Here is a 23,353-nt window from a genome sequence, read left to right as displayed (position 1 = left end):
TCAGCTTATCCGACGCACCCGCGAAACGATCATGAAAAGCCGAGATGGTGCTGCACATGTGTCCGGCGACGTGGCACGATTCTGGTGTGCTCCCCTACGCCGCCTATCTCCGTGTGTACGAGCCGCTGACCGCTTTCGCCCCTCAGGATCAGGCTCGGTGGGCCCGGTACGCCGAATCGCGCGACCGGCCGCGCCGGGCAGGCGCGCTCGAGGTCGAACACGGCGAGGCGGTCCGCCGCCTGCTGTCGGTCCCGCCGCTGCCGGCGCCCGAGCGGGAGAGCCCCAACGCGTACCTGCGCCGGGTGGAGGAGACGCTGTACGTCTGCCCCTGGCAGAGCAGGCTGCGGTCGTGGCTGGCGTTCGCGTCGTTCCGCGGGAGCGTCCCGGTCAAGCTCGCCTCCCGGTTCGTGCCCCAGGCCATCGCGGAGCAGACCGCCGACGACTTCGACCGGTTCAAGCGGGGAGAGCAATCCCTTCGCACCCACATCCGCACGAGCACCTGGCATGTGCCGATCGCGTGGTTCGTGCCGTTCGACTCGGCCGAGCGCTGGCTCGTGCTGGGCTCGGAGCAGCCGTCCGAGGCGGGCGCGCAGACCACCGCCGCACCGCCCAGGAACATGCTGTACGTCACCTCGATGGCACAGGCCCGGCGCCGGGTCGCCCGGGCGCTGGTGGTGATCCGCAGGCACGTCGGACAGGTGGCGGCCCTCACCGAGGTCGAGGAGGTGGGCCGCTGGCTGGAGGAGTTCCACCCCCACTCGCTGGTGGAGCTCGACTACGGCGGCCTCGTCCATCTGATGGACGACAGGACCCTGCAGGGCGACCAGTCCGTCGCCGAGGTGGCGACGGCCCTCGCGGGTTTGGACAACGGTCAGGAAGAACTTGCCTTCGCGATGTATCAGCGGGTCATCCTCCGCTGGAGGTCGATCCGCGCCCTGGAATCGGCAAACTGACGGTCATGAACATGCCCTGACCTGCCGATTCTGGTCATGGCATAGTCGATCTCACATCTACGAACTGAGTAGTTTGCCGTTTTCACTGCGATACCACGAAACGTGTCGCTAGAATCACCGAGCGTGACATCAACCCGTGGTCGAGACGTTGTGCCCAGAGGGCTCGCCAATCGCACTACGTGGCTGTATGGTCACATCGGGTGATGCCGTAAATGATCCTAGAAACCGCACGTTTTGGATCATTGAAGGACATCCGTGACAGTGCCGCGACCGACAAGATTTGCCCAGACCAAGCGGTGTCCAGAGTGGTGCGACGCGACAGGGCAGGGATTGACGGAAGGGGCACTTGCGCCAGACAAGTCGCAAGGATCGCTGCCGGCGGTCCACACGGAGGAGAGGCCGCACAAATGTCAGCTCGTACACCCGAGGCCGAGCCGCTGCTCACCCCGGCGGAGGTCGCCACGATGTTCCGCGTCGACCCCAAGACCGTGACCCGGTGGGCGAAGGCGGGCAAGTTGACGTCCATCCGCACCCTCGGCGGTCACCGGCGGTACCGGGAGACCGAGGTCCGGGCACTGCTCGCGGGGATTCCGCAGCAGCGGTCCGAGTAGGACGTGGCCGTCACGCCACGGGGGGAACGACGGCGCGCTCGCGTCGGGGATGTGAGCGCGTCCACCACGCTCCCGTGACCGCTACGGGTCATGGGAGGGATCTGGGGTCGGCGCCGCCCGCCCGGCGCCTCCCCGCGTGCACGGTCCGTTCCGTCCGCCCCGGCGGCTCCCCCGTCTCCCCATACGTACGCCCTGGTCTTCGTACCTCGTCGCGAATGCGTTGAAGGGTTCAGGAGTTCACGGCGGGCAGCAGGGTCTCCAGCAGCACCCGCACCCCGGGATCGTGCCCGCTCGCCGCCCGCAGGAGCGCGACCATCTGGTCCACCAGGAGGCGCTCCAGCTCGGCCCGCTCCATGTCGCGGTGCTCCAGCCAGTCGAGGCCGGCCGTCTCCACCGAGGCGACCCACGACCTCAGCGTGACGCGCAGCGCCGGACCGGGCGCGTCGACCCCCATCTGATGAACGATCATGCGCAGCATGCGCTGCCGCACCCCGTCGACGATCTCGCCGATCTCCCCTGCGCGGTTGGCCGGGCCTCCCCTGAGCAACGCGGCGAAGCCGGCCGCGTGCTCCTCCACGAAGTCGAAGTAACGGGTCAGGCCCGAGCTGAGCTGCTCCAGCGGCCCGCCCTCGCCCTGCGTCTGTAACCGCGCCTGCAGTTCGGCCGCCGCGCTGCGCAGGGCCGCCACGTAGAGCTCCTGCTTGCCGCCGAAGTAGTGGTAGACGAGCGCCCTCGACGCGCCCGCGGAAGCCGCCACGTCGTCGATCGAGACGTCCTCGGCGTCGTGCCTGCTGAACAGCTCGAGCGCGGCGGCGATGAGCTCCTCCCGCCGCCGGTCCACGCTGAGCCTGCGGCGCGCCGGACGTGCGCCGTCTTCCGCTTGGCGTGTGGCACTCACACTCCGCACCCTAGCGAATCGGCCCTCTGGGAGGGGGATCGGCCGGATCAAGGGTCCCCCTCTAACCCCCTCCCGGTTCCGGCGTCCTACCCGTGGTGCGGCTAACCTTCCCAACGCCCGATTAGAGGAAGGATCCTGTCTTACCGCGATCAACCCGTACCCTCTGGGCGACTCGATCGTTTGGTGTGTCAGGTGCACGTCCACGCATCGTGGGGAGAACCATGTCAGGACCGTCCATGCAGACCACTGCCCGGAAAGACGTCGGGGTCACGATCCCCACCGGCGGACTGTCCGATGGGTTCAGCCCGCGGCCACGCCCGACGATCCGCAACGTGGCCGAGCGGGCAGGAGTCTCCAAGTCGCTGGTGTCTCTCGTGCTGCGGGGCTCCCCGCACGTGAGCGAGCACCGCAGGGAGGCGGTCCTCCAGGCCGCCCGGGAGCTCGGCTACCGCCCGAACGCCGTCGCCCGCAGCCTGGTCGAGGGGCGCACCCACCTGGTGGGCGCGCTCGTGGCCGACCTGCACAACCCCTTCTACGCCGAGTTCCTCGACGGCCTGCAGGAGAGCCTGCACGGCGACGGGCTGCGGCTGCTGATCGGCAGCGGCCGCTGGGACCCGGCGTTCGAGGACGAGGCCGTCGAGGCCTTCCTCGAACTGCGGGTGGACGGACTGGTCCTGCTCGGGGTGGCGCCGTCCAGCGACACCCTGGCCGAGGCCGCGGCCTACACGCCGACCGTGGTGGTCGGCGAACGCGACGTCGAACTCGAGGGCGTGGACATCGTCGTCGACGACGACCAGCTCGGCGCCCGCTTCGCGGTGGACCACCTCGTGGAGCTGGGCCACCGGCGCATCGCCCACATCGAGGGCGCCCCGTCGTCGGCCGCCCGCTGCCGCTGCGAGGGCTACCTGGTGGCCATGCGCCGCCACGCGCTGGCGCCGTACATCATGGTCGAGCACGGCGACTTCAGCGAGGAGGGCGGCCGGCGCGCGGCGCTGGCGCTGCTGAAGCGCGAACCCCGGCCGACGGCGATCTTCGCGGCGAACGACATCGTGGCCATGGGCGTGCTGACCGCGGCGAGCGAGCTGGGGCTGCGGGTGCCCGAGGACCTGTCGGTCGTCGGATACGACAACACGCATCTCGCCTCCGTCACCCACATCTCGCTGACCAGCGTGGACCAGCCCCGGCGGGCCATGGGCCGCTCGGCGGCGGCGCTGCTGAGCGACCGCATCACCGAGCCGGGCAAGACCGCCCGGCTGCGGCAGGTGAGCCCGCAACTCGTCGTACGGCGCAGCACCGGGCCCGCTCCAAGCGGTGGCCAAAGCTAGGTCAATCACCGACGTGTCCCCTCGCGGCCGGTGTTGACTTCAGCCGTGGCGCCGGCCCCCGGCGGGTCGCGGAAGGGCTGCCCGCGGGCCGGCGACCGGGAATCGGGGGGGATTCATGCGTGATCCTGAGTTGGTCTCCTGCGCTCAGCGGGCCGCCGGCGAACTGGAGCGGGCCTGGGCGCACTGGAGGGAGAGCCGGGGGCTGGGCAGCGAGGACGTCGCCGAGTCGGTGGCGAGCTACGTCGCCCACTCGATCGACCACCCCTGGGGACGGCCCCGCGTGGTGCTGGGCCTCGACGCCGAGGATGCCCGTGAGCTGGCCGCTCTCCTGCATCGGCAGGAGGTCCCCGAGCCGGCGTGGGTGGGCAGGTTTCCGGCATAACGGTCTGATCACGACTCCGTTCCGGTTAGGTTGGGGAGACCACACCTCCGGGAAGGGATTTCGACCGTGATCAGACGACCACTCGCCGCCGCAGCCCTGGCCCTGTGCGGGGTCGGAGCCGTCGCCTGCGGCGGCGCTGAGGTCTCCGACACGGGGGCCTCGGCCCCCGCCGCCTCGCCCCAGCTCGGACGGCCGGCCGCGACCCAGGATCAGACGGACGCCTCCGGGACGGCCGCCCCGACCACCCGTACGGCCGCCTCCGAGACGGAGGCCCTGCCGCTGGCCGGGAAGGTCGTGGTGATCGACCCGGGCCACAACGGCGGCAACTTCCGCCACACCAAGGAGATCAACCAGCTGGTCGACATCTCCAACCAGAAGAAGGCCTGCGACACGACCGGCACGTCGACGAACGACGGCTACACCGAGGCGGCCTTCACCTGGGACGTGTCCAACAGGCTCGCGAAGCTCCTGCGCGCCCAAGGGGCCAAGGTCAAGCTCACCCGGACGAGCAGCACCGAGTGGGGTCCCTGCATCAACCAGCGGGCCGCCATCGGGAACAGGGCCCACGCGGACGCGGCGATCTCCATCCACGGCGACGGCGCGGCGGCGAACCTTCGCGGCTTCCACATCATCATGCCGAAGAAGATCGGCGGGCCGGTCGATCCGGTCGTGAAGGACTCGGCGCGGCTCGGTGAGAACGTGCGGGACGCCTTCCACAGCGGCACCGGTCTGCCGTACTCGAACTACATCGGCAGGCAGGCGCTGAACTACCGCAGCGACCTCGGCGGGCTCAACCTGTCGACGGTGCCGAAGATCTTCATCGAGTGCGGCAACATGCGCAACGCCAAGGACGCCGCCAGGTTCAAGGACCCCGCGTTCCGCGCGAAGATCGCTCAGTCGCTGGCGAAGGGCCTGGAGAACTACCTCACCTCCGCCCGCTGACCGCGCCTGGACGGCCCTCAGCGGCTTTCAGGGGGCTGGGGACGGGGTGGCCGGGCTGTCGGTGGGGTTTGGCATCATCGGCGGCATGAACCATCTCCTTCCCCTGCCGAGGCTCGCCGAGACGGGCTCGGGGCCGGCCGAGATCGCCCCCGGTTCCACCGTGTCGGGCCCGGCCCCGCTCACCGACGCCGTACGGCTCGCGCTCCCCGTGCTCGACCTGAGGCCCGGCGACGCCGCCACGGCGGCCGTACGGGTGGAGGAGGACCCCCGACTCGGGCCGGAGGCGTACGCGTTGACGATCGCGGGCGACGGCGTGCGCATCGCGGCCGGAGACCGGGCGGGCGCGTTCTACGCCGGGCAGACGCTGCGGCAACTCCTGCCGGCCGAGGCGTTCCGGTCGGCCCTCGTGCCCGGGACGTCGTGGACGGTCCCCTGTGGGCGGGTGGAGGACGCCCCGGAGTTCTCCTGGCGCGGCGCGCACCTCGACGTGGCCCGCAGCTTCCTGCCGAAGCGGGAGGTGCTGCGGATGATCGACCTGATGGCGCTGCACAAGCTCAACCGGCTGCATCTCCACCTGGCCGACGACCAGGGCTGGCGGGTGGAGAGCAGGGCGTTCCCGCTGCTGCACGAGGTGGGCTCGCACCGGCCCCGGACGATCACCAGCCACAAGGGGGAGGAACTCGCCTTCGACGGCGTCCCCCACGGCGGCCACTACACGCTCGCCGACCTGACGGAGATCGCGGCGTACGCCCGGGCCCGGGCGGTCGTCGTCGTGCCCGAGATCGACGTGCCGGGGCACGCCTCCGCCGTGCTGGCGGCCTATCCCGCGCTGGCGTCCCGGCCGCAGGAGCGCTACGAGGTGCTGGACCGGTGGGGCATCTCGTCGGCGATCCTGTCCCCGCTTCCGGCGACCGTCGACTTCCTGACCACCGTGTTCGGCGAGATCGCCGACGCCCTGGGCGACGTGCCCTACTTCCACATCGGCGGCGACGAGTGCGTGCTCGACGACTGGGCGGCGTCGGCCGAGATCTCGGCGTACCAGGCCTCGCTGGGCCTGGAGAGCACGGGTGCCCTGCACGCCTGGTTCCTGCGACGGCTCGCCGACGCGCTGGCCGAGCGCGGCAGCCGCACGGTGGTGTGGGACGAGGCGTTCGTCAGCGGCAGGCTGCGGCCGGACACGATCGTGATGCCGTGGCGCGGCGAGCACGTCGCCCGCCGGGCCGCGGCGGCGGGGCACGACGTGGTGGCGACGCCGGTCTTCCCGATGTACTTCGACTACGCCGAGGCGGCCTCGCCCGAGGAGCCGGCCGGCCTGGGGGACGCGATCACCGTGGCCGACGTGGCGGCCTTCGCGCCCGCGCCGTCCGAGTGGCCGGAGGAGGAGCGTGCCCGGGTGATCGGCGTCCAGTTCCAGTTGTGGAGCGAGCGCATCCCGGACGGCCGGACGCTCGACTACCGCGCCTGGCCCCGGGGCTGCGCGGCGGCCGAGGTCGCGTGGACCGGCGGCCCGGCCGGGCCCGAGGACTTCTTCCGCCGCCTCGATACCCATCTGGAGCGGCTGGACGCGTTCGGCGTGGAGTACCGCCCGCTGTCCGGCCCGCGGCCCTGGCAGCGGGGCGGCACCGGATGGCGTCGCCACCGCCCGGGCGCCGTCGCCGTGCACGACGTGATGCGCCACCTGCACGAGCTCAGCCTGTCGGCCGACTCCACCCGGCCCAGCCTCTAAGGCCGCGCCGCGTCGGCGACGCGCCGCACCCGGGGGCGGTCGCACAGCACGTCGGTGCTGTCCACGTACTGGTCCACCGCGCCGGTGAGGGGCAGCCGCCGCACCTCCGGATCCGCGATGGTCTCCAGCAGCGCCTCGGTGAAGCGCTCGGCGCGCAGCACCCGGAAGGGCCGGCTGTGGTAGGGCCGGGTGCGCGGATCGACGGGCGCGGTGAGGCCGAGGGCGTTGTGCAGGGCCGCGAGCGCCTCGTAGGCGGTGGCGAGGTGGCGCTCGCGCTCCCGCCAGTCGGTGGCCGACACGGCCGCCACGAGCACGGGCGCCAGATCGGGCCCGCACGGCAGGGCGGCGAAGGCGCTGCCCAGCCACTTGCCGTACGGCGGGTAGCGGCGGTGCATGAGCAGGGCGAGCCGGATGAGGTCCCGCACCAGACGGGCGCAGGTGACGGCGGAGCCCAGTTCGTCACCCGCCTCGCCGGCGCGGCCCACGAACGCCTCCTCCTGGCATATGCGCCGCCACTGGCAGGCCAGGACGTAGCGCCAGAGGTCGTCGGGATACCAGGCGAGGCGCCGCCGGACCGGCAGGAGCAGGCCCAGACCGTCGTGGAAGACCTCCCCCGCCGTGATCTCCGCGAGCGTCTGGGTGGGCGTCGCCAGCCAGTCGGACAGGCCGACGCCCGCGATCGGGTCGAACCCGAGGTGCCCGGTGAGCCATGTGGTCAGGTCGGCCACCACCACTCCGTGCCGGCGCGGCCCGTCCGTCGTCTCCATGCGCCGGGTGCCGTCCGACGCGGGCGGGCCGAAGTTCGTGGGATAGCCGAGGAACTTCGGCGGCAGGCTCCCGGCGAGCGCGGCGTCCACGGCCTCGCCGTGGGCGGCGGCGTCCTCGGGGCTCAGGAACAGCTGCAGCCGTGGGCCCCAGTCGTGGTCGGTGGACCGCTCGGTGTCGTAGCCGAGCACCTCCGAACCGGGACCGACGAGGGCCGCCGTGTGCGTGAGGCCGCCGAAGCGCCGCGCCAGCAGCGGCGCCACCGCCTCCAGGTAGAACCGCCGCGACAGCTCCAGTCCGCGTACGTGCCCGTCTCCCACAGCCGACATCTTCCGCAGGCTCCATCGCGCGGGGCAACCGGCTTTCCCGGGCCTCAGGCTCCGTCGAGGACCTCGGCGACGATGGCGGCCGCGATCTTCTCCGCGTCGAGGCCCTGGTAGGTGTCGATCACCTCACGGATCCTCGAGGTCAGGCGGAGATCGGCCTGCGCGGCGTCTCCGATGTGGCGCCCGGCCACCGCGACGGCGGCGGCGAGTTCGTACGCTTCGGCCGGCCCGAGACCCTGCGGATCGACCTCGACGAGGACGCGAGCGCCGTTCTTCGGCGAGACGCGGACCTTCCAGCGCCCGGACGGGCCGGAGACCGACAGCGTGTCCTTCCGCAGGGCCGGCGGGAACAGGACGACGGCCATCCTGCCCGCCGCGGCCAGGATCCGCTCGGCCAGCCGGCGGACGTCCTTCTTGGCGACGACGATCCTCCCGGAGCGGTTGATGATGCTCACGGAATCACCGCTGTCGGCCACGGCGATCCGCTCGCCGTCGGCCTGGTCGTAGATGGCGCTCATGGGGGGTCGCTCGCTTAGCTTTGTCGGGGCGGGCTGCGAGACTCCGCCCATGCATGATCTCGTATTTTCGGAGCACATGATCGTGATCCGCCTTTTCCCACGCAATGGCCGCGGCGGGTGGGCGGCGTGAGCGCGTCCGAGCGGTTCAGCCTGCGGCCGAGCCCGGAAGAGTGGCGGCACGCGTGGGTCGCCCGCGGTGAGCTGCGCGACCAGCGGTTCGAGCTGCCGGCCGGAGTGTCGAGCGTGATCTTCGACCGGGCACGGCTGGTGAACGTGGACTTCTCCGATATGCGGTTCGCCGACTTCATCGTCGAACGCAGCGAGTTCGACGGCTGCGACTTCTCCGGCGCTGCCTTTGACAACCTCACGATGGGTGCCGGCCTCCGGCGGACGTGGAGGGGCGACAGGTGGCCGCAGTCGGTCTTCCGCGACTGCGTGTTCCGGCGTACGCGCTTCGCGCCCCTCACCTCGTTCGGCAACGTGCGGTTCGAGAGGTGCGTGTTCGACCGGTCCCGGCTGAGGCAGCAGACGTTCACGACGGAGGCCGAGTTCGTCGGCTGCGTCTTCTCCGGGCGGCTCCGCGAGATCAACTTCTGGGGCCGTCCGATGAAGGACCAGGCCGTGCTGGGCAGGGAGCGCAACGCGTTCACCGGCAACGACTTCACCGCCGCCGAGCTGGACTACGTCGCCTTCAAGCACATCGACCTGCACGCGCAGCGCTGGCCCGGCCCGCCCGGCTATGCACTCCTCGATCGCGTGACCGCCCGGGTGCGGGCGGTGCTACCGCTGGTGGAGACCTGGCCGGACGAGAAACACCGGAAGGAGGCCCGCTTCAGCCTGGAGTTCCTCGCGGGCAATGCCGTGGAGCACAACGACGACCACGCGGTGGTAAGCACGCTGGACATGGGCCGCAGGCTGCCGCCCGCCCTCCGCGAGGAGCTGTTCGAGGCGTTCAGGGGCACATCCAGCAGTACATCCCCTGGTTGAGCCGTACGGCCGTGCGGGCCAGGTCCCGTAGGGCCGTGACCCGCTCGACCTCGAACTCGTCGAACAGTTCCTCCTCGGCGTACTCGCGCAGCCGCGCGTCGTCCACGGCGGCGAGCGCCTCGACGGTCTCGGACGCCATGCGCTCCACGCCCGCCGCCTCGCCGTCCGTGACGACCGTCTCCGTTTCGCCGAACTCGCTGAGGTCGCGCCCGCTGAGCTCGGCGACGAGCGTGTCGAGCTCGTCGAGCCATCCCTTGCAGTCCACGTACGGCAGGTCGACCGCCCCCGGCCCGGCGGACAGGGCACGCCGGGCGGACCTGTCGGAATCGGCGGTGAAGTAGTCGACCAGGACACCCATGGCCGATCACCTTAGCGCCGTGTCAGCGGCCGCGTCAGCACGGCGACGGCCCGGTATCAGGGCGGTCGGCGATGGTTGTCTCCATGAACGGAACAGCGATCGCGGCCTCGGCCCCGGGCCAGGTCCCCTCGGGCGACCCGGCCTGAGCAATCCGGATACCCCGGAGCGCCAAGAGGACCGCAATCGCAACCGGTCCGTTCAGTCGGATCTCGTAACAGCTTCGAAGGAGCACACCACCATGACCGTCACCCTCACCGACCAGGACACGCTCACCCTGCGGACCGCCGCGTGGGGCGCCGTCTCGCTGATGACCGCCGCCGGTGCCGCCGGCTCGCCCCACAAGATCGCCACCGAGGGCTCCATCGCCCTGACCTCCGCGACCGGCCTGGTCGGGCACGTGCTCGCCAAGGCGCCCAAGGGTCTGAACGGCAGGTCCACAGCCGCACTCGCCGACCAGGTGCTGCCGGCCCTGACGGCATCCATGACCCTGCTCAAGAAGCAGGCTCCGGCAGAGGCCGACAACTTCCGCCGCACCGTCCTCGTCGCCGTCGAAGCAGCCACCCGGCCGCAGAAGGGCGAGCCCAGCCCCGCCATGGCCGAGATGGCCCGCAAGATCACCGAGTCCCTCACCGCCGCGTGACGGATGTCGACCTACGCCGGCTACAGCATGTCACGGGGTCCCTCACCGGACCCCGTGACCCGGCGGCGTCATCCGTCGTCACGTGACCGGTGGGCACGGCCGAAGGTCACACGAGGGTGTAGCCGGCCTCCTCGACGGCCTTGCGCACGGCGTCGTCGGCGACGTCGCCGGAGACGTCGAGACGGCCGCTGCCGAGGTCGACCTCGACGCCGGTGACGCCGGGGATCTCGCCGACCTCCTCCTTGACCGAGCTCACGCAGTGGCCGCAGGTCATGCCCTGCACGGTGTACGTCTTGACGCTCATGGCGCTCTCCAATTCCGGGAGAAGGGGATTCATGCGGTGCGGCCGACGATCTCGCGGACCGAGCCGTAGCCGTGCCGTCGCAGCCTGCGGGCGAGCTGCCGGTTGATCCGGGACGGCCACAGGGGGCCCTCGTAGATCAGGCCGGTGTATCCCTGCACGAGGGTGGCGCCGGCCAGCAGCCGCTCCCAGACGTCGTCGACGTCCTCCACGCCGCCGACCGAGACGAGTGTGAGCCGGTCGCCGGCCTTCTGGCGCAGGCGGCGCAGCACCTCCAGCGAGCGGGCCTTGAGCGGCCGGCCGGACAGGCCGCCCGCCTCGGTGCTCGCGACGCCCTCACGGCTGATCGTGGTGTTGGTGGCGATGACGCCCGCCAGCCCGAGCTCGGCGGCGAGCTCGGCCACGGCGTCCACGTCCTCGTCCGCCAGATCCGGCGCGATCTTCACGAGCAGCGGGGTGCGCCCGGCCGCCTCCTTCACCGCCGAAAGCAGCGGGCGCAGGCGATCCACGGCCTGCAGGTCGCGCAGGCCAGGGGTGTTGGGCGAGCTCACGTTGACCACGAGGTAGTCGGCGAGCGGCGCGAGCCTGCGGGCGCTGTCCACGTAGTCGCGCACGGCCTCGGACTCGGGCACGACCTTGGTCTTGCCGATGTTGACGCCGACCACGGCCGGGATGTGCCGCACCCTGCGCAGCCGCTTGGCGGCGGCCGCCGCCCCGGCGTTGTTGAAGCCCATCCGGTTGATGATCGCCCGGCTCTCGGGCAGGCGGAACAGCCGCGGCCGGGGGTTGCCGGGCTGGGCGTGCGCGGTGATCGTGCCGACCTCGACGTACCCGAACCCGAGCGCCGACAGCGGCTCGGCGCACCCGGCGTCCTTGTCGAACCCGGCGGCGAGCCCGAACGGCGAGGCGAAGTGGACGCCGAACGCCTGGACGCGCAGCGACTCCGCCCTCGGCGCGAGCAGCCGGTGCAGCAGCCGCACGAGGGGCGGGAACATCCCGAGCAGGCGGAGCAGCCTGATCGTGAGGTGGTGGACGGCCTCCGCGTCGAGGCGGCTCAGGACCTGCGTGAACACGAGTCGATACATCACGGCAAGACTATCGCCCGGTCACGGCCCACCTCGGCCCGCCGCCGTACGTTCGCTCAGTTGGGCCGGGGACGGGCCTCGGCCGTGGGCTGAGGCAGCGGCACGTGCGACGCCGTACGGATGGACAGCCCGGAGTCGAAGCCCAGCAGCCGCAGCAGCCGCAGCACCTGCCGGGAGGGGCGGACGAAGGTCACGTCGCCGCCCCACTCCCGCACGCGCGCGTCGGCCCACAGGAGGCTCCGCGCGCCCGCGCAGTCGAGGAAGCCGACTCCGGCCAGGTCGGCCTCGACGTGTCCGGGCCGGTAGGTCCCCAGCACCTGCCGCAGGCAGGCATGGAGCTCCGGCACCCCCGACACGTCGAGGTCGCCGTTTAGGGCCATCCGGATGCCGGTCTCAGACGACGTGGTCTGGATTCGCAACATTCCTCTGGCCCTGCTCGCCCAGGAGTTCGGCCGCGAGCTCGGACACCTTCCGTCTGCTGTCCCTGGCCTGCTTGCGCAGTCCGGTGAACGCCTGCGAGGCCGTCAGATCGTGCTTGCCCATGAGATAGCCGATGGCCCGCTCGATCACGACGCGGTAGTCCAGGGCGTACTGGAGCTGGTCGGCGAGCACCGCCTTCTCGTCCGCCTCCATCGACGCCACGAGAACCTGCTCGATCACGTGGGCGTACGCGTGGAGGGCCTGGGTGTCGCTCTCCTGCCACTCGTGCGGCGCGTCCTGGTAGACGTTCAGGGTGCCCACGGGCACGCCGCCGAGCCGGATCGGCACTCCCGCCACCCCGCGCACCTCGGGGTGCAGCAGTTCACGCAGGGCCGGCCACCGGCGGTCGGTCCGCACGTCGACGGTCGTCACCGCGGTGTCGCCCACGTACGCCGCCACACACGGGCCCTGGCCCGTCACCGCCTGAGCACGCTCGAGGCTGCGGCCACGCTCGTCGGTGGCGAAGAGGTAGCGAAGCGTGCGGTCCTCCTCGGCGAACATCAGGCCGGCGCCGGAGTATCCGAAAAGCCGATCGACCACTTGGACGATGCGCTCAAGGTGGTGCACGATCCCGGTCGCCGACCTGTCCTTCTGCAGGCGTCGCAGGCTGGCGACAAGAGCCTCAGGATCGATATGGGTCATTCCGTATCCTCTCGTGAACCTCACCTCGCACCGCCGTGGCCTGGGGGAGAGGCGCCGATTCGGCCATCACAACTGCCCGGAGGGGGCCCGATCAGTCCTGCTCTCTGCCAGGACCTGAAGAACGATGACCATCAGCTCGCCGAGGCGGGAACCCGCCTCCGCCTCCGTGCGGTCCCAGACCCGCCCGTCCCGGGCGTAGAAGTCCAGAACCCCGATCAGCTCGCAGTCCTCGATGAGCGGTACGGAGAGGACGGCCCGGACCGGCTGGGCGTGGACGGCCACGTGCGGGAACCCCATGGGGCTCGCGGCGTGCAGATCGGGAATCGCGACGAGGCCGCCGCTGGCGGCGCTCTCGATGGCGGGACCGTCGCCCACGGACTCCTGGGCGGACTCCAGCAGTACGCCGTCGTCGTCGGTCGCCCCGATCGCGCGGAGGCGGTTCTGGCCGTCGAGCAGCATCAACGCGGCACCGTCGACCCCGAACAGGTCGGCCATGCCGGTGAGGACGTTCTCGAGAACAGACGCGTCCGATGTCATCGCGAGCCCACTTTCAAACGATCAAGCGGCCGCGGACACAGGGCGGAGTGCCCCTAAGCCTAGTGGGCTCCGAGCAGTGGTAGCCAGGTGATCCCCAGGGTTGCCGGCAGGGTTGGCCGGCCGGGCTGGAGAGGACATGAGAAATCCGCCCTCCCGCAGGGGGAAGGCGGATCGCGAACGGGTAGGGAAACGACGTTATTCGCCCCAGAAGGCGTCGACCTCGTACTGGTCGCGGCTGTGCAGCCACGACTCGGCGATCCTGCCGTCGCGCATGGTGATGACGTGCGCGAGGTTGTTCTCCAGCGGCACCTCACGGTCCGGCCGCGTCGCGGTGTACGTCGCGAGCGCGACGGCCGGACGAGCGCGGGCAGTTGTCCGCCCTGCTCGCCCGGCTGCTGCACAGCATGGCGGCGCTCCGGAACTAGCGCTTGGCCTTCTTGCCCTCGGGGGTGACGGCGTACCACTCGCCGCCGAAGTCCTTCAGGTCCTGGCCGAGCACGTCCCCCGCCTTCTGGTCCTTCACGTAGTAGTAGAGCGGATGCTTGTTGTAGGTCACCTGCGTGGTGCCGTCCTCCCGGTGGAGCGTCCCGAGCAGGTTCGCGTGCACGCCCGTACCGGCCTGGGGCGCGCCGGCGGTGAGCACGGGCGGCCACGCGGCGGCGCACGCCTGGGTGCAGGCGGAGGCACCGCCCTTGTCCTTCGTGAACAGGTACACCGTGCGGCCCTCCACGCCGACCAGCACGCTGCCGAGCGAGGTGGGCGCCGCGTCGATGCGCGCGGGCCCCGTGGGGGACGCCTGGACGGGAGAGGTCGGCGACGCGGAGTATCCGGTGGCGGACGGCGTCGTCCCCGAGGGGTGCTCGGAGGGCTCGGGCGTCTGCGACTCGTTGAGCTGGTCGTTGGCGACGCGGCTGGCGTCGTCGCCGGCACCGCCGCATCCGGCGGCCAGCAGGCTGATCGCGACCGCGCCGGCATACAGCAGTTTCCTCATGTTCGGCCTCCTGGGAAGTGAGCGAGTCGGCTCCCAGGAGACACGTGGCGACGGCGGCCCCGCCGCCAGGACGCGAAGATCCGGGACAGGCCTTTGCCGTTTCGTGGGTTCCGCCTCACGGACCTCTCGCCGTCCTCGGGGCGAATCAGCGACGCCTGCGGATGAACCGCCAGATTCGGGGAAATCGAAGTAAGCCGTACGGGCGCGGCGGTGCGCCCCGACACGCGAACCGATCGCGGGGAGGTGCCGAGGTCACCGGCGCGTGCGATGCGATGCTGAGGCTGCGACGCCCACCGGCGCAGCCGTCCGGCCCCGCGGGGGCGACGTCCCCGGCGAACCGCCCCCTTCGCCCGATCTCACGACAGACAAGGAGCGTCCGGATGGCCGAGCGCACGCAACCACCCACCGTGGAACCGGCCGAACTGAGGCGCCGCCTCGGCCGTACGGGAGTGTGGCTGTCCTCTCTGGCGGCGATCCCGGCGGCAGGGGCCAGGAAGGCCGCGGCGGAGATCGAGGAGCTCGGATACCCGGCGCTGTGGATCGGTGAGACCCCGGCCGGGCGGGAGGCGTTCACGCACGCCGCGCTGTTGCTGTCGGCCACCGGGCGGCTGCACGTGGCCACGGGCATCGCCAACATCTACGGCCGCGACCCCGTCGCCGCCGCCAACGGCGCCGCGACCCTCGCGGAGGCGTGGGACCAGCGGTTCGTGCTCGGTCTCGGCGTCAGCCACAAACCGCTGGTCACCCCTCGCGGCCACGACTACTCCGCGCCGCTGGAGTACATGCGGGACTATCTCGACGGGATGGACCGGGCGTCGATCGAGGTGCCGCAGGCGGAGCGGCCGCCCCGGGTGCTCGCGGCGCTCCGGCGCCGGATGCTCGAACTGTCGGCGCGGCGCGCGCAGGGAGCGCACACCTACTTCGTGCCGCCCGAGCACACCGCGAAGGCCCGCGAGATCCTCGGCCCGGACCCGGTCCTCGCCCCGGAGCAGGCCGTGGTGGTCGAGACGGACCCGGGCCGGGCACGGGACATCGCCCGCGAGTACGCCGCCATGTACCTCTCCCTGCCCAACTACACCAACAACCTGCGCGAACTGGGCTTCTCCGACGACGACTTCGCGGGCGGGGGCAGCGACCGGCTCATCGACGCGATCGTGGCCTGGGGCGAGCCGGAGACGATCGCCGAGCGGGTACGCGCCCACCACGACGCGGGGGCCGACCACGTGTGCGTCCAGCCGCTCGCGGACTCGGTGGGCACACAGATCGAGCACCTCCGGCTGCTCGCCCCCGCCCTCCTGGGGTGACGGCGTGACCGCGGCGACTCCCGGGCGGGGACGCGCTGACCAGGGTGGACAGGGCGGACAGGATCCTCTGGCGCCCCCGGACCCGACGGGCCTGGAGGCGTGGATACGCCAGGTTCTCGGCCTGGCCGGCGCCCGGGCGTCCGCGTTCACCCCGCCCCTGCCGCCGACCCCGTCCGCCGACGCGGAGGACGCGGGCGGACCGGACCCCGACGGGCAGGCCGAGTAGGCCGCCCCGGGAGGTCAGGCCGCCTGACGCACCTGCTCGGCCAGCCGTTCGAGGCTGTCGTCCAGTGCCCGCTCCACCGCCTCGGCCGGGGGCGCGTGCCGCTCGTCGAAGAAGGACAGGTGGACCGTCACGTCGCTGCTGTCGTCGTCGATGCCGGCGACCTGGAGCCATCCGGCGTACCGGTCCACGTCACGAGTGCCCCACTCCATCCGCAACTGGTCCTGCTCGGCCCGCAGCAGCGCGCGTTCGTCCTGTCCCGTCTCGTCCTCGTGGACGGTGACCGCGGGCGGCTCCTCGGCGTGCACGTGCAGCTCACGGGGCATCCAGAGATCGAGTTTGCCGACGTCGCACGCCTGGCGGAACACCTGGTCGGCCGGCGCGGGCATCCTGCGAGACCGCTCGAACTCGGTCATGATCCGTCACTCCTCCCTCTGTCGACGAGGGAGCCCCTACCCGCCGCGCTCCGGTCCATCCTCCGTCTCGCCACGCGAGGCCGTGCAGCGGGCACCCCCTCCCCGGGCGGATGCGCACGGCGGCGTAGGGTCCGGTGACATGACCGATCATTACGATGTCGTGGTCCTCGGCGCCGGGCCCGGCGGCTACACCGCCGCGGTCCGTTCGGCCCAGCTCGGGCTCAGCACGGCGGTCGTCGAGGAGCGTTATTGGGGTGGTGTCTGCCTCAATGTCGGCTGCATCCCCTCCAAGGCCCTGCTACGCAACGCCGAACTCGCCCACATCCTGACGAACGAGACCAAGACGTTCGGCATCCAGACGGACGGCCCGATCACGCTCGACTACGGCGCGGCCTTCCGCCGCAGCCGGCAGGTCGCGGACGGGCGCGTCAAGGGCGTCCACTACCTGATGAAGAAGAACGGGATCACCGAGTACGACGGCCGCGGCACCTTCACCGGCCCGAACGCCCTGGAGGTGCGCGGCGCGGACGGCTCGGTGCGCACGGTGACGTTCGACCACTGCATCATCGCGGCCGGGGCGACGACCCGCCTGCTGCCGGGGACGTCCCTGTCCGAGCGCGTGGTGACGTACGAGGAGCAGATCCTCAGCGAGACGCTGCCGGGAAGCGTGATCATCGCGGGCGCCGGCGCGATCGGCGTCGAGTTCGCGTACGTGCTGCACAACTACGGCGTGAAGGTCACGATCGTCGAGTTCCTCGACCGGATGGTCCCGCTGGAGGACCAGGAGGTGTCGGCGGAGCTGGCCCGGCGCTACCGGCGGCTCGGCATCGAGGTGCTGACCTCCACCCGCGTCGAGTCGATCGACGACAGCGGCGAGAAGGTGCGGGTCACGGTCTCCAGGAACGGCGAGACCTCCGTGCTTGAGGCCGACAAGGTCCTGCAGGCCATCGGCTTCCAGCCGCGCGTCGAGGGATACGGCCTGGAGCAGACCGGCGTACGGCTGACCGAGCGGGGCGCGATCGCCGTGGACGGCCGCTGCCGCACGAACGTGCCGCACATCTTCGCCATCGGGGACGTCACCGCGAAGCTCATGCTGGCCCACGCCGCCGAGTCGATGGGCATCATCGCCGCCGAGACGATCGCGGACGCGGAGACGATGGAGCTCGACTACGTGATGATCCCCCGGGCCACCTACTGCCAGCCGCAGATCGCGAGCTTCGGCTACACGGAGGCCCAGGCGCGCGAGCAGGGCTTCGACGTCAAGGTGGTCAAGTTCCCGTTCACGGCCAACGGCAAGGCGCACGGCCTGGGCGACCCGAGCGGGTTCGTCAAGGTCCTCAGCGACGCGAAGTACGGCGAGATCCTCGGCGCCCACCTCATCGGGCCCGAGGTGACCGAACTGCTGCCCGAGCTGACCCTGGCCCAGCAGTGGGACCTCACCGTGCACGAGGTGGCGCGCAACGTCCACGCCCACCCGACCCTGGGCGAGGCGGTGAAGGAGGCGATCCACGGCCTGGCCGGTCACATGATCAACATGTGACGGTGGCGGGCGGTCAGCGCGCGGTGGGCGGGCCGTCAGCGCCGGGGCCGACGCTCTTCCCGTGGCCGCGACACCGCGCGGCACCGAGCCAGAGGAGCGCACATGAAGACCCCGTCCGTCCTGATCTCCGGCGCGAGCATCGCCGGGCCCGCCGTCGCGTACTGGCTGCGTAGGCACGGCTTCGCCCCCACCGTGGTCGAGCGGGCCCCCGCCCTGCGGGAGGGCGGCCAGGCGGTCGACTTCCGTGGGTCGGTGCACATGAACGTGCTGCGGCGGATGGGCGTCCTGGACGAGATCCGCCGCCTGCGCACCGATCCCGGCCCGCTGCGGGTGGTCGACTGGCGCGGCGACCAGGTCGTCGCGCTGCCCGCCGAGTTCACCGGCGGCGAGGTGGAGATCCTGCGCGGCGACCTCGCCCGCGTGCTGTACGACCGGACCAGGGACGACGTGGAGTACGTCTTCGGCGACTCCATCGTGTCCATGACCGAGACCCCGGACGGGGTGGAGGTGACCTTCGAGCGCGGGGCGCCCCGGACGTTCGACCTCGTGATCGGCGCGGACGGCCTGCACTCGAACGTGCGGCGGCTCGCCTTCGGCCCGGAGTCGCGGTTCGTGCGGCCGTCCGGACACCACGTCGCGATCTTCAGTGCGCCCGACCACCTGGGGCTCGGCCGCGACACGCTGCTCTACAACGAACCCGGCCGCGGGGTGGCGGCCGCGGGCGCCAGGGACGGGGCGACCGCCGGGGTGATGTGCGTCTTCCGGGCCCCGGGGCTGGAGTTCGACCACCACGACGTGGCGCAGCAGAAGAAGATCGTCCTGGACGAGTACGCGGGAGCGGGCTGGGAGGTCCCCCGCCTGCTCGAGGCCGTCCCGGACGCGTCCGACTTCTACTTCGACTCGATCAGCCTCGTCCACATGGACCACTACACCCGTGGGCGGATCGCGCTGCTCGGCGACGCCGGCTACGGCGCCACCTGCGGCGGCATGGGGGCGGGCATGGCCGTCGTGGCCGCGTACGTGCTCGCGGGCGAAATCGCCGCCGCCCGCGGCGACCACCGCGCCGCGTTCCCTGAGTACGAGCGGCTGATCAGGGGGTTCGCCACGGCGTGCCAGCGGGTCGCGGGCAACGCGGGCTCGTTCCTCGCCCCGGCGACGCGGGGCGCGATCCGGCGGCGCAATCTGGCCTACCGGGTGCTCACCGCCGGGCCGCTGATGCGCGTGCTCGACAAGATGAGCACCAAGGCGGCCACGTCGATAACGCTCAAGGACTATGCGGCCTGAAATGCGGAAATGCCGATTACCGAACAGATATTCGGCTCCCGCGGCTATTCACGAGGAAACACTTCCCACGACATCGATGAATGGTCGGCTACGCTGGGAATCAGGCCGTGCGCGAAACGCCGTGGCCGCGTACGGGCGAACAATGCGAGGGCGGCCCGATGGCGAGGGACGACGTGAATAACACCGGCTCCCCGGTCGGCGCGAACACTCTGATGGCCCTCATGCGCGAACTGGTCTTCCCGCCGTACGTGATCGAACGGTCATCGGTGGCGCCGCAGGACGTCACCCGGCACGAGAACGACGCGGAGCACTCCTTCGCCCTGGGCCTGGTCGCGGTCTGCCTCGCCCCGCTGATCGACCCGGCCCTGGACCCGGGCAGGATCGCCAGGTACGCCCTGGTCCACGACCTGCCGGAGGTCCACGCGGGGGACGTGTCGGTCTACGCCGACCCGGCGGAACGCGAGAAGAAGGCCGTACGCGAGGAGGAGGCGCGGGAGATCGTCACCCGCGACTTCGGCGGGACGTTCCCCTGGCTCGTCGAGGACCTGTACGGCTACAAGGCGCAGCACGACCCGGAGAGCAGGTTCGTCTACGCGCTGGACAAGTTGCTCCCCCACGTCAACGTGCTGCTGGCCGACCACCACCCGCTGCGCCCGACCTGGGCGGCGTACAAGCACACCGAGATCACGGCCAAGCGGAAGATACGGATGAGCTGCCCGGCACTGCTGCCGTTGTTCGACGAGCTGTGTCGGGAGTTCGCTCGGCGCCCGCACCTGTTCTCCGGTGGGGTGTCACCTGGCGTGGGAGATGACGATGTTCGCGACGGCGAGCAGCGCCGCGCCGCAGACGGCGCACAGCACCCTCAGGGGCAGGCCCGCGCCCGGCCCGAGCACGGCGGGCAGGGCGACGAGGAAGGCCCCGGCCGCGCTGGCCGACACCCGCGTGAAGAGGCGCGACCGCGAGCGGCGCACGACCACGGGAAACCCGGCGCTCGTCGTCAGTGAGTCGCCTCCCGGCACCGGGCCCGCCTGCGTGTCGGCGGCCAGCGTGATCCCGACCCGCGCGAGCGCGTCGAAGCCCAGCATCTCGGGCCGCAACCAGAACTCCACGGTGTCGTATCGCGACGCCACGTCGTAGGAGTCGTCGGACGCGATCTTCAGGAAGGTGCCGTCGGTCGCGCAGACGAGCCGCTTCGCGGTCGGCGTGTAGCCGTCGGAGTAGAAGCTGACCCGCATCTTCACCGAGTCGCCGTCGCTCAGGTGCAGCCGGCCCTCGGCGTCGAGCGTGCCCGTCCTGTCCCTGTTGAGCAGCGGTTCCTCGGTGCGGACGAAGTAGGAGGACCTGTAGGTGGGGTGCCGGGCGAGCCGCCGGGCCACCCCGAGCCACAGGATGGGGTCGTCGCCCTGCTGCTCGTGCAGGTGGAGGTCGGGGAAGCGGGTGGTGGCCGGATACCAGCGCCCGCCGTTGGCCTCCGCCAGCCTGTCCACGAACCAGCCGCCCTTGGCCCTGATCTCCGCCTCGGTCAGCGGGAACTCCTCCAGGTTCGCGTAGTCGTCCACCCGCAGCCGGAACACGGCCATGTCGGCCACGCAGGCGGTCGTCACGACCGTGGCGAAGCGCACAGGCACGACGAACGGCTCCGCGTCGGGCGACTCCCGGTCGGCCAGGAAGGCCACGAGGCACCGCCGGCCGACGGCGGAGCCGTTCGCGATCGCCTGTTGCAGGGCGCCCGCCACGTAGTCGGTCTCGTACCGGAACTGGATGATCGCCCCTCTGGGCAGGGCCAGCGCCCTCAGGACGTCCTCCGCGTACCTCCGCCTGCTGTCGGACGACAGCAGCAGCACCGAGGGCCGCACCCCGGTCATGTCCGCGGTCATGTCCGCCCCTCTTCCACGCCGCGCAGGCGATCGTCGAGCGCGAGGAAGCGCGGCCACACCCGGTCCCTCGGCAGTTCGTCGAGGCGCAGGCTCGCCGCGGTCTCGTACCGCAGCCCACGGTCCGCCAGCGCCCGGTGCTCGCCGAGGATGATCGGCTCGCGTACGCCGTCCGACTGGTCGCCGGTCAGGTCGATGACGAACCGCCGGGGGTCGTGGGCCGGGCCGATCTCGACCCAGCAGTGGTGGCTGACGTCCTCGGCGTCGTCGCGGCCGACCCGCAGCCGTCCGTAGCAGTAGACGGGTTCGAGCAGCAGGTCGGTGCGGAGCCTGCGGGCGAGCCAGACGGAGGTGACGCCGCACTGGCCCCGGGGGTCGCCCGCGGCGACCGGCGACTCCTGATATCGCGGATGCACGGTGCGGTCCGACCAGCAGGACTCCAGCATGCGGCGGTAGCCGAGCAGGCGCTCCGTCCACTGCGGCGAGGTGAAGTCGGCCTTGACGGGTCTCACGTGGTCGCCGCCCGAGTGGGTCCGGCGCGACACCCTGATCAGGCCCTCGATCGCGCCGACGCTCCGCTTCGCGGCGGAGGTGGCGCCGAGGACCATGAGCACGTTGTCCGGGGTGTCCAGGAGTTGCGGCATCGACTCCCCGGACATCCGGCGCGTCTGGAAAAGGCCTTTGTCGTCGTAGCGGTAGGCCACGGGCGACAGGGCGATCGGCCTGAATCCCGACGCGAGGAATGATGTGCCGTCGAAACCGAGCATGGGATTGTATGCCGTTATGACATAATCCGCGGCGTTTTCCGCCCTGATCTCCCGGACCGCGCGGGCGATCGTCAGGCTCATGAGGTTCGCCGGAATTCCCGCCAGCCCGTGCATTCTTGTCAGGACCATTATCCGGTCCGGATTCACGTCCAGCCCGTGCCCGGTGAGCGCGTCCAGGACGTACTGGCGGTCGCATCGCGAGAAGGCGACGTACGTGATCGGCATCGTCGCGCCCGGCAGGAAGAGCCCGAACTGGAGGACGGTGTCGGCCCTCTCACTGTGCAGGTAGTGCAGTCTCGACTGGACCAGATGGCCGACGCCGGGCCTGACCTCGCCGAAGCGCAGGCTGGTGTGGTAGCCGTCGCCGAACGACAGGCTCAGGTCGCGGTGCGCCTTGTTCACGTTGAGGAGGACGGAGGCATGGGCCTGGTACGCCGCGTCCTCGGCGGACTGGCGCACCTGGGCCGCCCGGACGACGGCCTGCAGCCGTATCTCCTCGTACACCTTGTCCGGAGACCAGCCGGCGATGGCCGGCCTGCTCAACCGGGGCAGGTGCAGTCTTACCTGGATCTCCAGGGTCCGGAGGTCGACTCCGACCGTCTCGGCGTCCGCGCGAATGCGCGTCCCCATCGCGCCGACGAAGGTCTCGACATCCGGATCACGAAGCCCGTCCACTCGCGCGCCCTCGCTTCGCGCTTTCTCCCTTCGCGGCGTACGCGTGGTCTTGGGCACTTCTTCTCCCGCAATCGCGAGAATCTTGTCAGTGACGCCGTCAAGGATAGAACTCGAAGCGCACCCTGTCAGGGCGCTCGCGGAGTTGGTATCGCCTTTTATCGGACCCGCCGCAATTACGGCCGCTTTTTCATTGGATCGGCGAAGGCGGCCTCCAGAGCGGCGGCGGCAACAGGAGATCGGCAGTGGCCGGGACGTGCGGGCAGCGCCAGGATTCCACTGCCAGAAGGTGTCAGTGAAGCGGTCCTACCGTTCCGTCATGGCTTTCGCGGAGAAACTGCTCTTCGTGCCGCCACCGATCGAGGTGAGCGGCTACCACGTCAAGCGCTACCACGTCACCGCCGACCCGGCCGGGATCGACCCCGAGATCGAGAAGGCGGCGTACGCCGTCCTGCCCGAGTTGCTGCCCGAACCGGACGGCACGCCCCCGGCCGCCTTCGTCGTCCTCCACCGGGGCGGGGACGACGGGGCCTACGTCAACGCCTACACCTGGGCCTGGGACAACGCCCTGCACTACGCCAACGCGGTGGCCGGTCAGCCCGCGCTGGGCTGCCCCGACCGGGATCCCACCCACTTCGTCCGGCCGGAACGCCCGCTCGTCGGCTGCGTCTGGGAGCTGCCGCCGATCCTGCACGAACGCGACGCGTGGGTGCGGCACATGCTCGCCCCCGATCAGCCCGACCTCGACGCCTACCTCGCGGACACGCTGCCCGAGGGCACGACGGGAGACCGCCACTGACGCGGAT

General features: G+C 71.2%; 26 protein-coding genes. 14 read left to right on the top strand and 12 right to left on the bottom strand.

Translation table 11 applies throughout. The annotated features are described in order from the left end of the window. The first annotated feature begins 86 nt into the window (after positions 1 to 86). Together Msi02_RS33155 and bldC are read left to right on the top strand one after the other, a co-directional pair. On the top strand, positions 87 to 953 hold the full coding sequence (locus Msi02_RS33155) for a DUF8083 family protein (protein ID WP_079315214.1): 867 nt from the start codon (positions 87 to 89) through the stop codon (positions 951 to 953). Positions 954 to 1,360: 407 nt separating this feature from the next. Further along, positions 1,361 to 1,564 carry a developmental transcriptional regulator BldC gene (bldC, locus tag Msi02_RS33150; protein ID WP_013133571.1) on the top strand — a complete coding sequence of 68 codons (204 nt, stop codon included), beginning with the start codon at positions 1,361 to 1,363 and terminating at the stop codon, positions 1,562 to 1,564. A 229-nt stretch (positions 1,565 to 1,793) separates the two neighbouring features. On the opposite strand, the gene Msi02_RS33145 is transcribed toward bldC, so the two are convergent. Next, entirely contained in the window at positions 1,794 to 2,462 is a 669-nt protein-coding gene (locus Msi02_RS33145) for a TetR/AcrR family transcriptional regulator (RefSeq protein ID WP_239108944.1), read from the bottom strand. Between the two features lie 221 nt (positions 2,463 to 2,683). Between Msi02_RS33145 and Msi02_RS33140 the strand changes: the two genes are divergently transcribed. The 4 genes from Msi02_RS33140 to Msi02_RS33125 all read left to right on the top strand — a co-directional run bounded on the left by Msi02_RS33140 (position 2,684) and on the right by Msi02_RS33125 (position 6,837). Further along, positions 2,684 to 3,787 (top strand): LacI family DNA-binding transcriptional regulator, encoded by a 1,104-nt coding sequence (locus Msi02_RS33140; RefSeq protein ID WP_204051824.1) that lies wholly within the window; start codon positions 2,684 to 2,686, stop codon positions 3,785 to 3,787. 115 nt (positions 3,788 to 3,902) lie between these two features. Further along, complete coding sequence (locus Msi02_RS33135; RefSeq protein ID WP_079315186.1) at positions 3,903 to 4,169, top strand: hypothetical protein; 267 nt, start codon at positions 3,903 to 3,905, stop codon at positions 4,167 to 4,169. A gap of 66 nt (positions 4,170 to 4,235) precedes the next feature. After that, on the top strand, positions 4,236 to 5,111 hold the full coding sequence (locus Msi02_RS33130; RefSeq protein WP_079315187.1) for an N-acetylmuramoyl-L-alanine amidase: 876 nt from the start codon (positions 4,236 to 4,238) through the stop codon (positions 5,109 to 5,111). Between the two features lie 85 nt (positions 5,112 to 5,196). Next, the gene (locus tag Msi02_RS33125) at positions 5,197 to 6,837 is read left to right on the top strand and encodes a beta-N-acetylhexosaminidase (RefSeq protein WP_204051823.1); all 1,641 of its coding nucleotides are present in this window, start codon (positions 5,197 to 5,199) and stop codon (positions 6,835 to 6,837) included. Here Msi02_RS33125 and Msi02_RS33120 read toward each other — a convergent pair. Both Msi02_RS33120 and Msi02_RS33115 read right to left on the bottom strand, forming a co-directional pair. After that, positions 6,834 to 7,931, bottom strand: a complete 1,098-nt coding sequence (locus Msi02_RS33120) for a DUF4037 domain-containing protein (protein ID WP_204051822.1) — start codon at positions 7,929 to 7,931, stop codon at positions 6,834 to 6,836. The two genes, Msi02_RS33125 and Msi02_RS33120, sit on opposite strands and share 4 nt — an antisense overlap. A gap of 44 nt (positions 7,932 to 7,975) precedes the next feature. Next, positions 7,976 to 8,446 (bottom strand): hypothetical protein, encoded by a 471-nt coding sequence (locus Msi02_RS33115; RefSeq protein WP_079315189.1) that lies wholly within the window; start codon positions 8,444 to 8,446, stop codon positions 7,976 to 7,978. 126 nt (positions 8,447 to 8,572) lie between these two features. Here Msi02_RS33115 and Msi02_RS33110 point away from each other — a divergent pair, with 126 nt between their 5' ends. Beyond that, positions 8,573 to 9,433 carry a pentapeptide repeat-containing protein gene (locus Msi02_RS33110; RefSeq protein ID WP_204051821.1) on the top strand — a complete coding sequence of 287 codons (861 nt, stop codon included), beginning with the start codon at positions 8,573 to 8,575 and terminating at the stop codon, positions 9,431 to 9,433. Here the strand turns inward: Msi02_RS33110 and Msi02_RS33105 are convergent. Then, positions 9,399 to 9,791, bottom strand: coding sequence for a hypothetical protein (locus Msi02_RS33105; RefSeq protein ID WP_204051820.1), 393 nt, complete (start codon positions 9,789 to 9,791; stop codon positions 9,399 to 9,401). The genes Msi02_RS33110 and Msi02_RS33105 overlap by 35 nt on opposite strands. A 238-nt stretch (positions 9,792 to 10,029) precedes the next feature. Between Msi02_RS33105 and Msi02_RS33100 the strand changes: the two genes are divergently transcribed. Beyond that, a complete protein-coding gene (locus tag Msi02_RS33100; RefSeq protein ID WP_204051819.1) occupies positions 10,030 to 10,431 on the top strand; it encodes a hypothetical protein in 402 nt (133 codons plus the stop codon). A gap of 106 nt (positions 10,432 to 10,537) precedes the next feature. Here the strand turns inward: Msi02_RS33100 and Msi02_RS33095 are convergent, their stop codons facing one another. The 6 genes from Msi02_RS33095 to Msi02_RS33070 all read right to left on the bottom strand — a co-directional run bounded on the left by Msi02_RS33095 (position 10,538) and on the right by Msi02_RS33070 (position 14,467). After that, on the bottom strand, positions 10,538 to 10,735 hold the full coding sequence (locus tag Msi02_RS33095; RefSeq protein ID WP_079315216.1) for a heavy-metal-associated domain-containing protein: 198 nt from the start codon (positions 10,733 to 10,735) through the stop codon (positions 10,538 to 10,540). 29 nt (positions 10,736 to 10,764) lie between these two features. Further along, a complete protein-coding gene (locus Msi02_RS33090; RefSeq protein WP_204051818.1) occupies positions 10,765 to 11,817 on the bottom strand; it encodes a quinone-dependent dihydroorotate dehydrogenase in 1,053 nt (350 codons plus the stop codon). A gap of 56 nt (positions 11,818 to 11,873) precedes the next feature. After that, a complete protein-coding gene (locus Msi02_RS33085; protein ID WP_179155166.1) occupies positions 11,874 to 12,197 on the bottom strand; it encodes an STAS domain-containing protein in 324 nt (107 codons plus the stop codon). 13 nt (positions 12,198 to 12,210) lie between these two features. Beyond that, complete coding sequence (locus Msi02_RS33080; RefSeq protein WP_079315194.1) at positions 12,211 to 12,939, bottom strand: GAF and ANTAR domain-containing protein; 729 nt, start codon at positions 12,937 to 12,939, stop codon at positions 12,211 to 12,213. A 66-nt stretch (positions 12,940 to 13,005) separates the two neighbouring features. Then, the gene (locus Msi02_RS33075; RefSeq protein ID WP_204051817.1) at positions 13,006 to 13,476 is read right to left on the bottom strand and encodes a GAF domain-containing protein; all 471 of its coding nucleotides are present in this window, start codon (positions 13,474 to 13,476) and stop codon (positions 13,006 to 13,008) included. Between the two features lie 421 nt (positions 13,477 to 13,897). Then, the gene (locus Msi02_RS33070; protein ID WP_204051816.1) at positions 13,898 to 14,467 is read right to left on the bottom strand and encodes a COG4315 family predicted lipoprotein; all 570 of its coding nucleotides are present in this window, start codon (positions 14,465 to 14,467) and stop codon (positions 13,898 to 13,900) included. Positions 14,468 to 14,847: 380 nt separating this feature from the next. Between Msi02_RS33070 and Msi02_RS33065 the strand changes: the two genes are divergently transcribed. Both Msi02_RS33065 and Msi02_RS33060 read left to right on the top strand, forming a co-directional pair. Beyond that, positions 14,848 to 15,771 carry a TIGR03620 family F420-dependent LLM class oxidoreductase gene (locus tag Msi02_RS33065; RefSeq protein ID WP_204051815.1) on the top strand — a complete coding sequence of 308 codons (924 nt, stop codon included), beginning with the start codon at positions 14,848 to 14,850 and terminating at the stop codon, positions 15,769 to 15,771. Between the two features lie 4 nt (positions 15,772 to 15,775). After that, entirely contained in the window at positions 15,776 to 15,997 is a 222-nt protein-coding gene (locus Msi02_RS33060) for a hypothetical protein (protein WP_204051814.1), read from the top strand. 14 nt (positions 15,998 to 16,011) lie between these two features. On the opposite strand, the gene Msi02_RS33055 is transcribed toward Msi02_RS33060, so the two are convergent. After that, on the bottom strand, positions 16,012 to 16,410 hold the full coding sequence (locus Msi02_RS33055; RefSeq protein ID WP_079315200.1) for an SRPBCC family protein: 399 nt from the start codon (positions 16,408 to 16,410) through the stop codon (positions 16,012 to 16,014). A gap of 139 nt (positions 16,411 to 16,549) precedes the next feature. Between Msi02_RS33055 and lpdA the strand changes: the two genes are divergently transcribed. The 3 genes from lpdA to Msi02_RS33040 all read left to right on the top strand — a co-directional run bounded on the left by lpdA (position 16,550) and on the right by Msi02_RS33040 (position 20,238). Continuing rightward, positions 16,550 to 17,950 carry a dihydrolipoyl dehydrogenase gene (gene lpdA / locus Msi02_RS33050; protein WP_204051813.1) on the top strand — a complete coding sequence of 467 codons (1,401 nt, stop codon included), beginning with the start codon at positions 16,550 to 16,552 and terminating at the stop codon, positions 17,948 to 17,950. 102 nt (positions 17,951 to 18,052) lie between these two features. Further along, positions 18,053 to 19,234, top strand: a complete 1,182-nt coding sequence (locus tag Msi02_RS33045; RefSeq protein ID WP_204051812.1) for an FAD-dependent monooxygenase — start codon at positions 18,053 to 18,055, stop codon at positions 19,232 to 19,234. Positions 19,235 to 19,341: 107 nt separating this feature from the next. Then, complete coding sequence (locus Msi02_RS33040) at positions 19,342 to 20,238, top strand: HD domain-containing protein (RefSeq protein ID WP_204051811.1); 897 nt, start codon at positions 19,342 to 19,344, stop codon at positions 20,236 to 20,238. 869 nt (positions 20,239 to 21,107) lie between these two features. Here the strand turns inward: Msi02_RS33040 and Msi02_RS33035 are convergent. Then, a complete protein-coding gene (locus Msi02_RS33035) occupies positions 21,108 to 22,550 on the bottom strand; it encodes a hypothetical protein (protein ID WP_204051810.1) in 1,443 nt (480 codons plus the stop codon). A 316-nt stretch (positions 22,551 to 22,866) separates the two neighbouring features. Here Msi02_RS33035 and Msi02_RS33030 point away from each other — a divergent pair, with 316 nt between their 5' ends. Beyond that, positions 22,867 to 23,346 carry a hypothetical protein gene (locus Msi02_RS33030; RefSeq protein WP_204051809.1) on the top strand — a complete coding sequence of 160 codons (480 nt, stop codon included), beginning with the start codon at positions 22,867 to 22,869 and terminating at the stop codon, positions 23,344 to 23,346. The last annotated feature ends 7 nt before the right edge of the window (positions 23,347 to 23,353 follow it).

The organism is Microbispora siamensis (assembly GCF_016863095.1).
In the GTDB taxonomy this organism is placed as follows: Bacteria; Actinomycetota; Actinomycetes; order Streptosporangiales; family Streptosporangiaceae; genus Microbispora; species Microbispora siamensis.
Note: the sequence above shows the minus strand (reverse complement) of the source record. Positions and strands in the feature narration are given on the sequence as shown.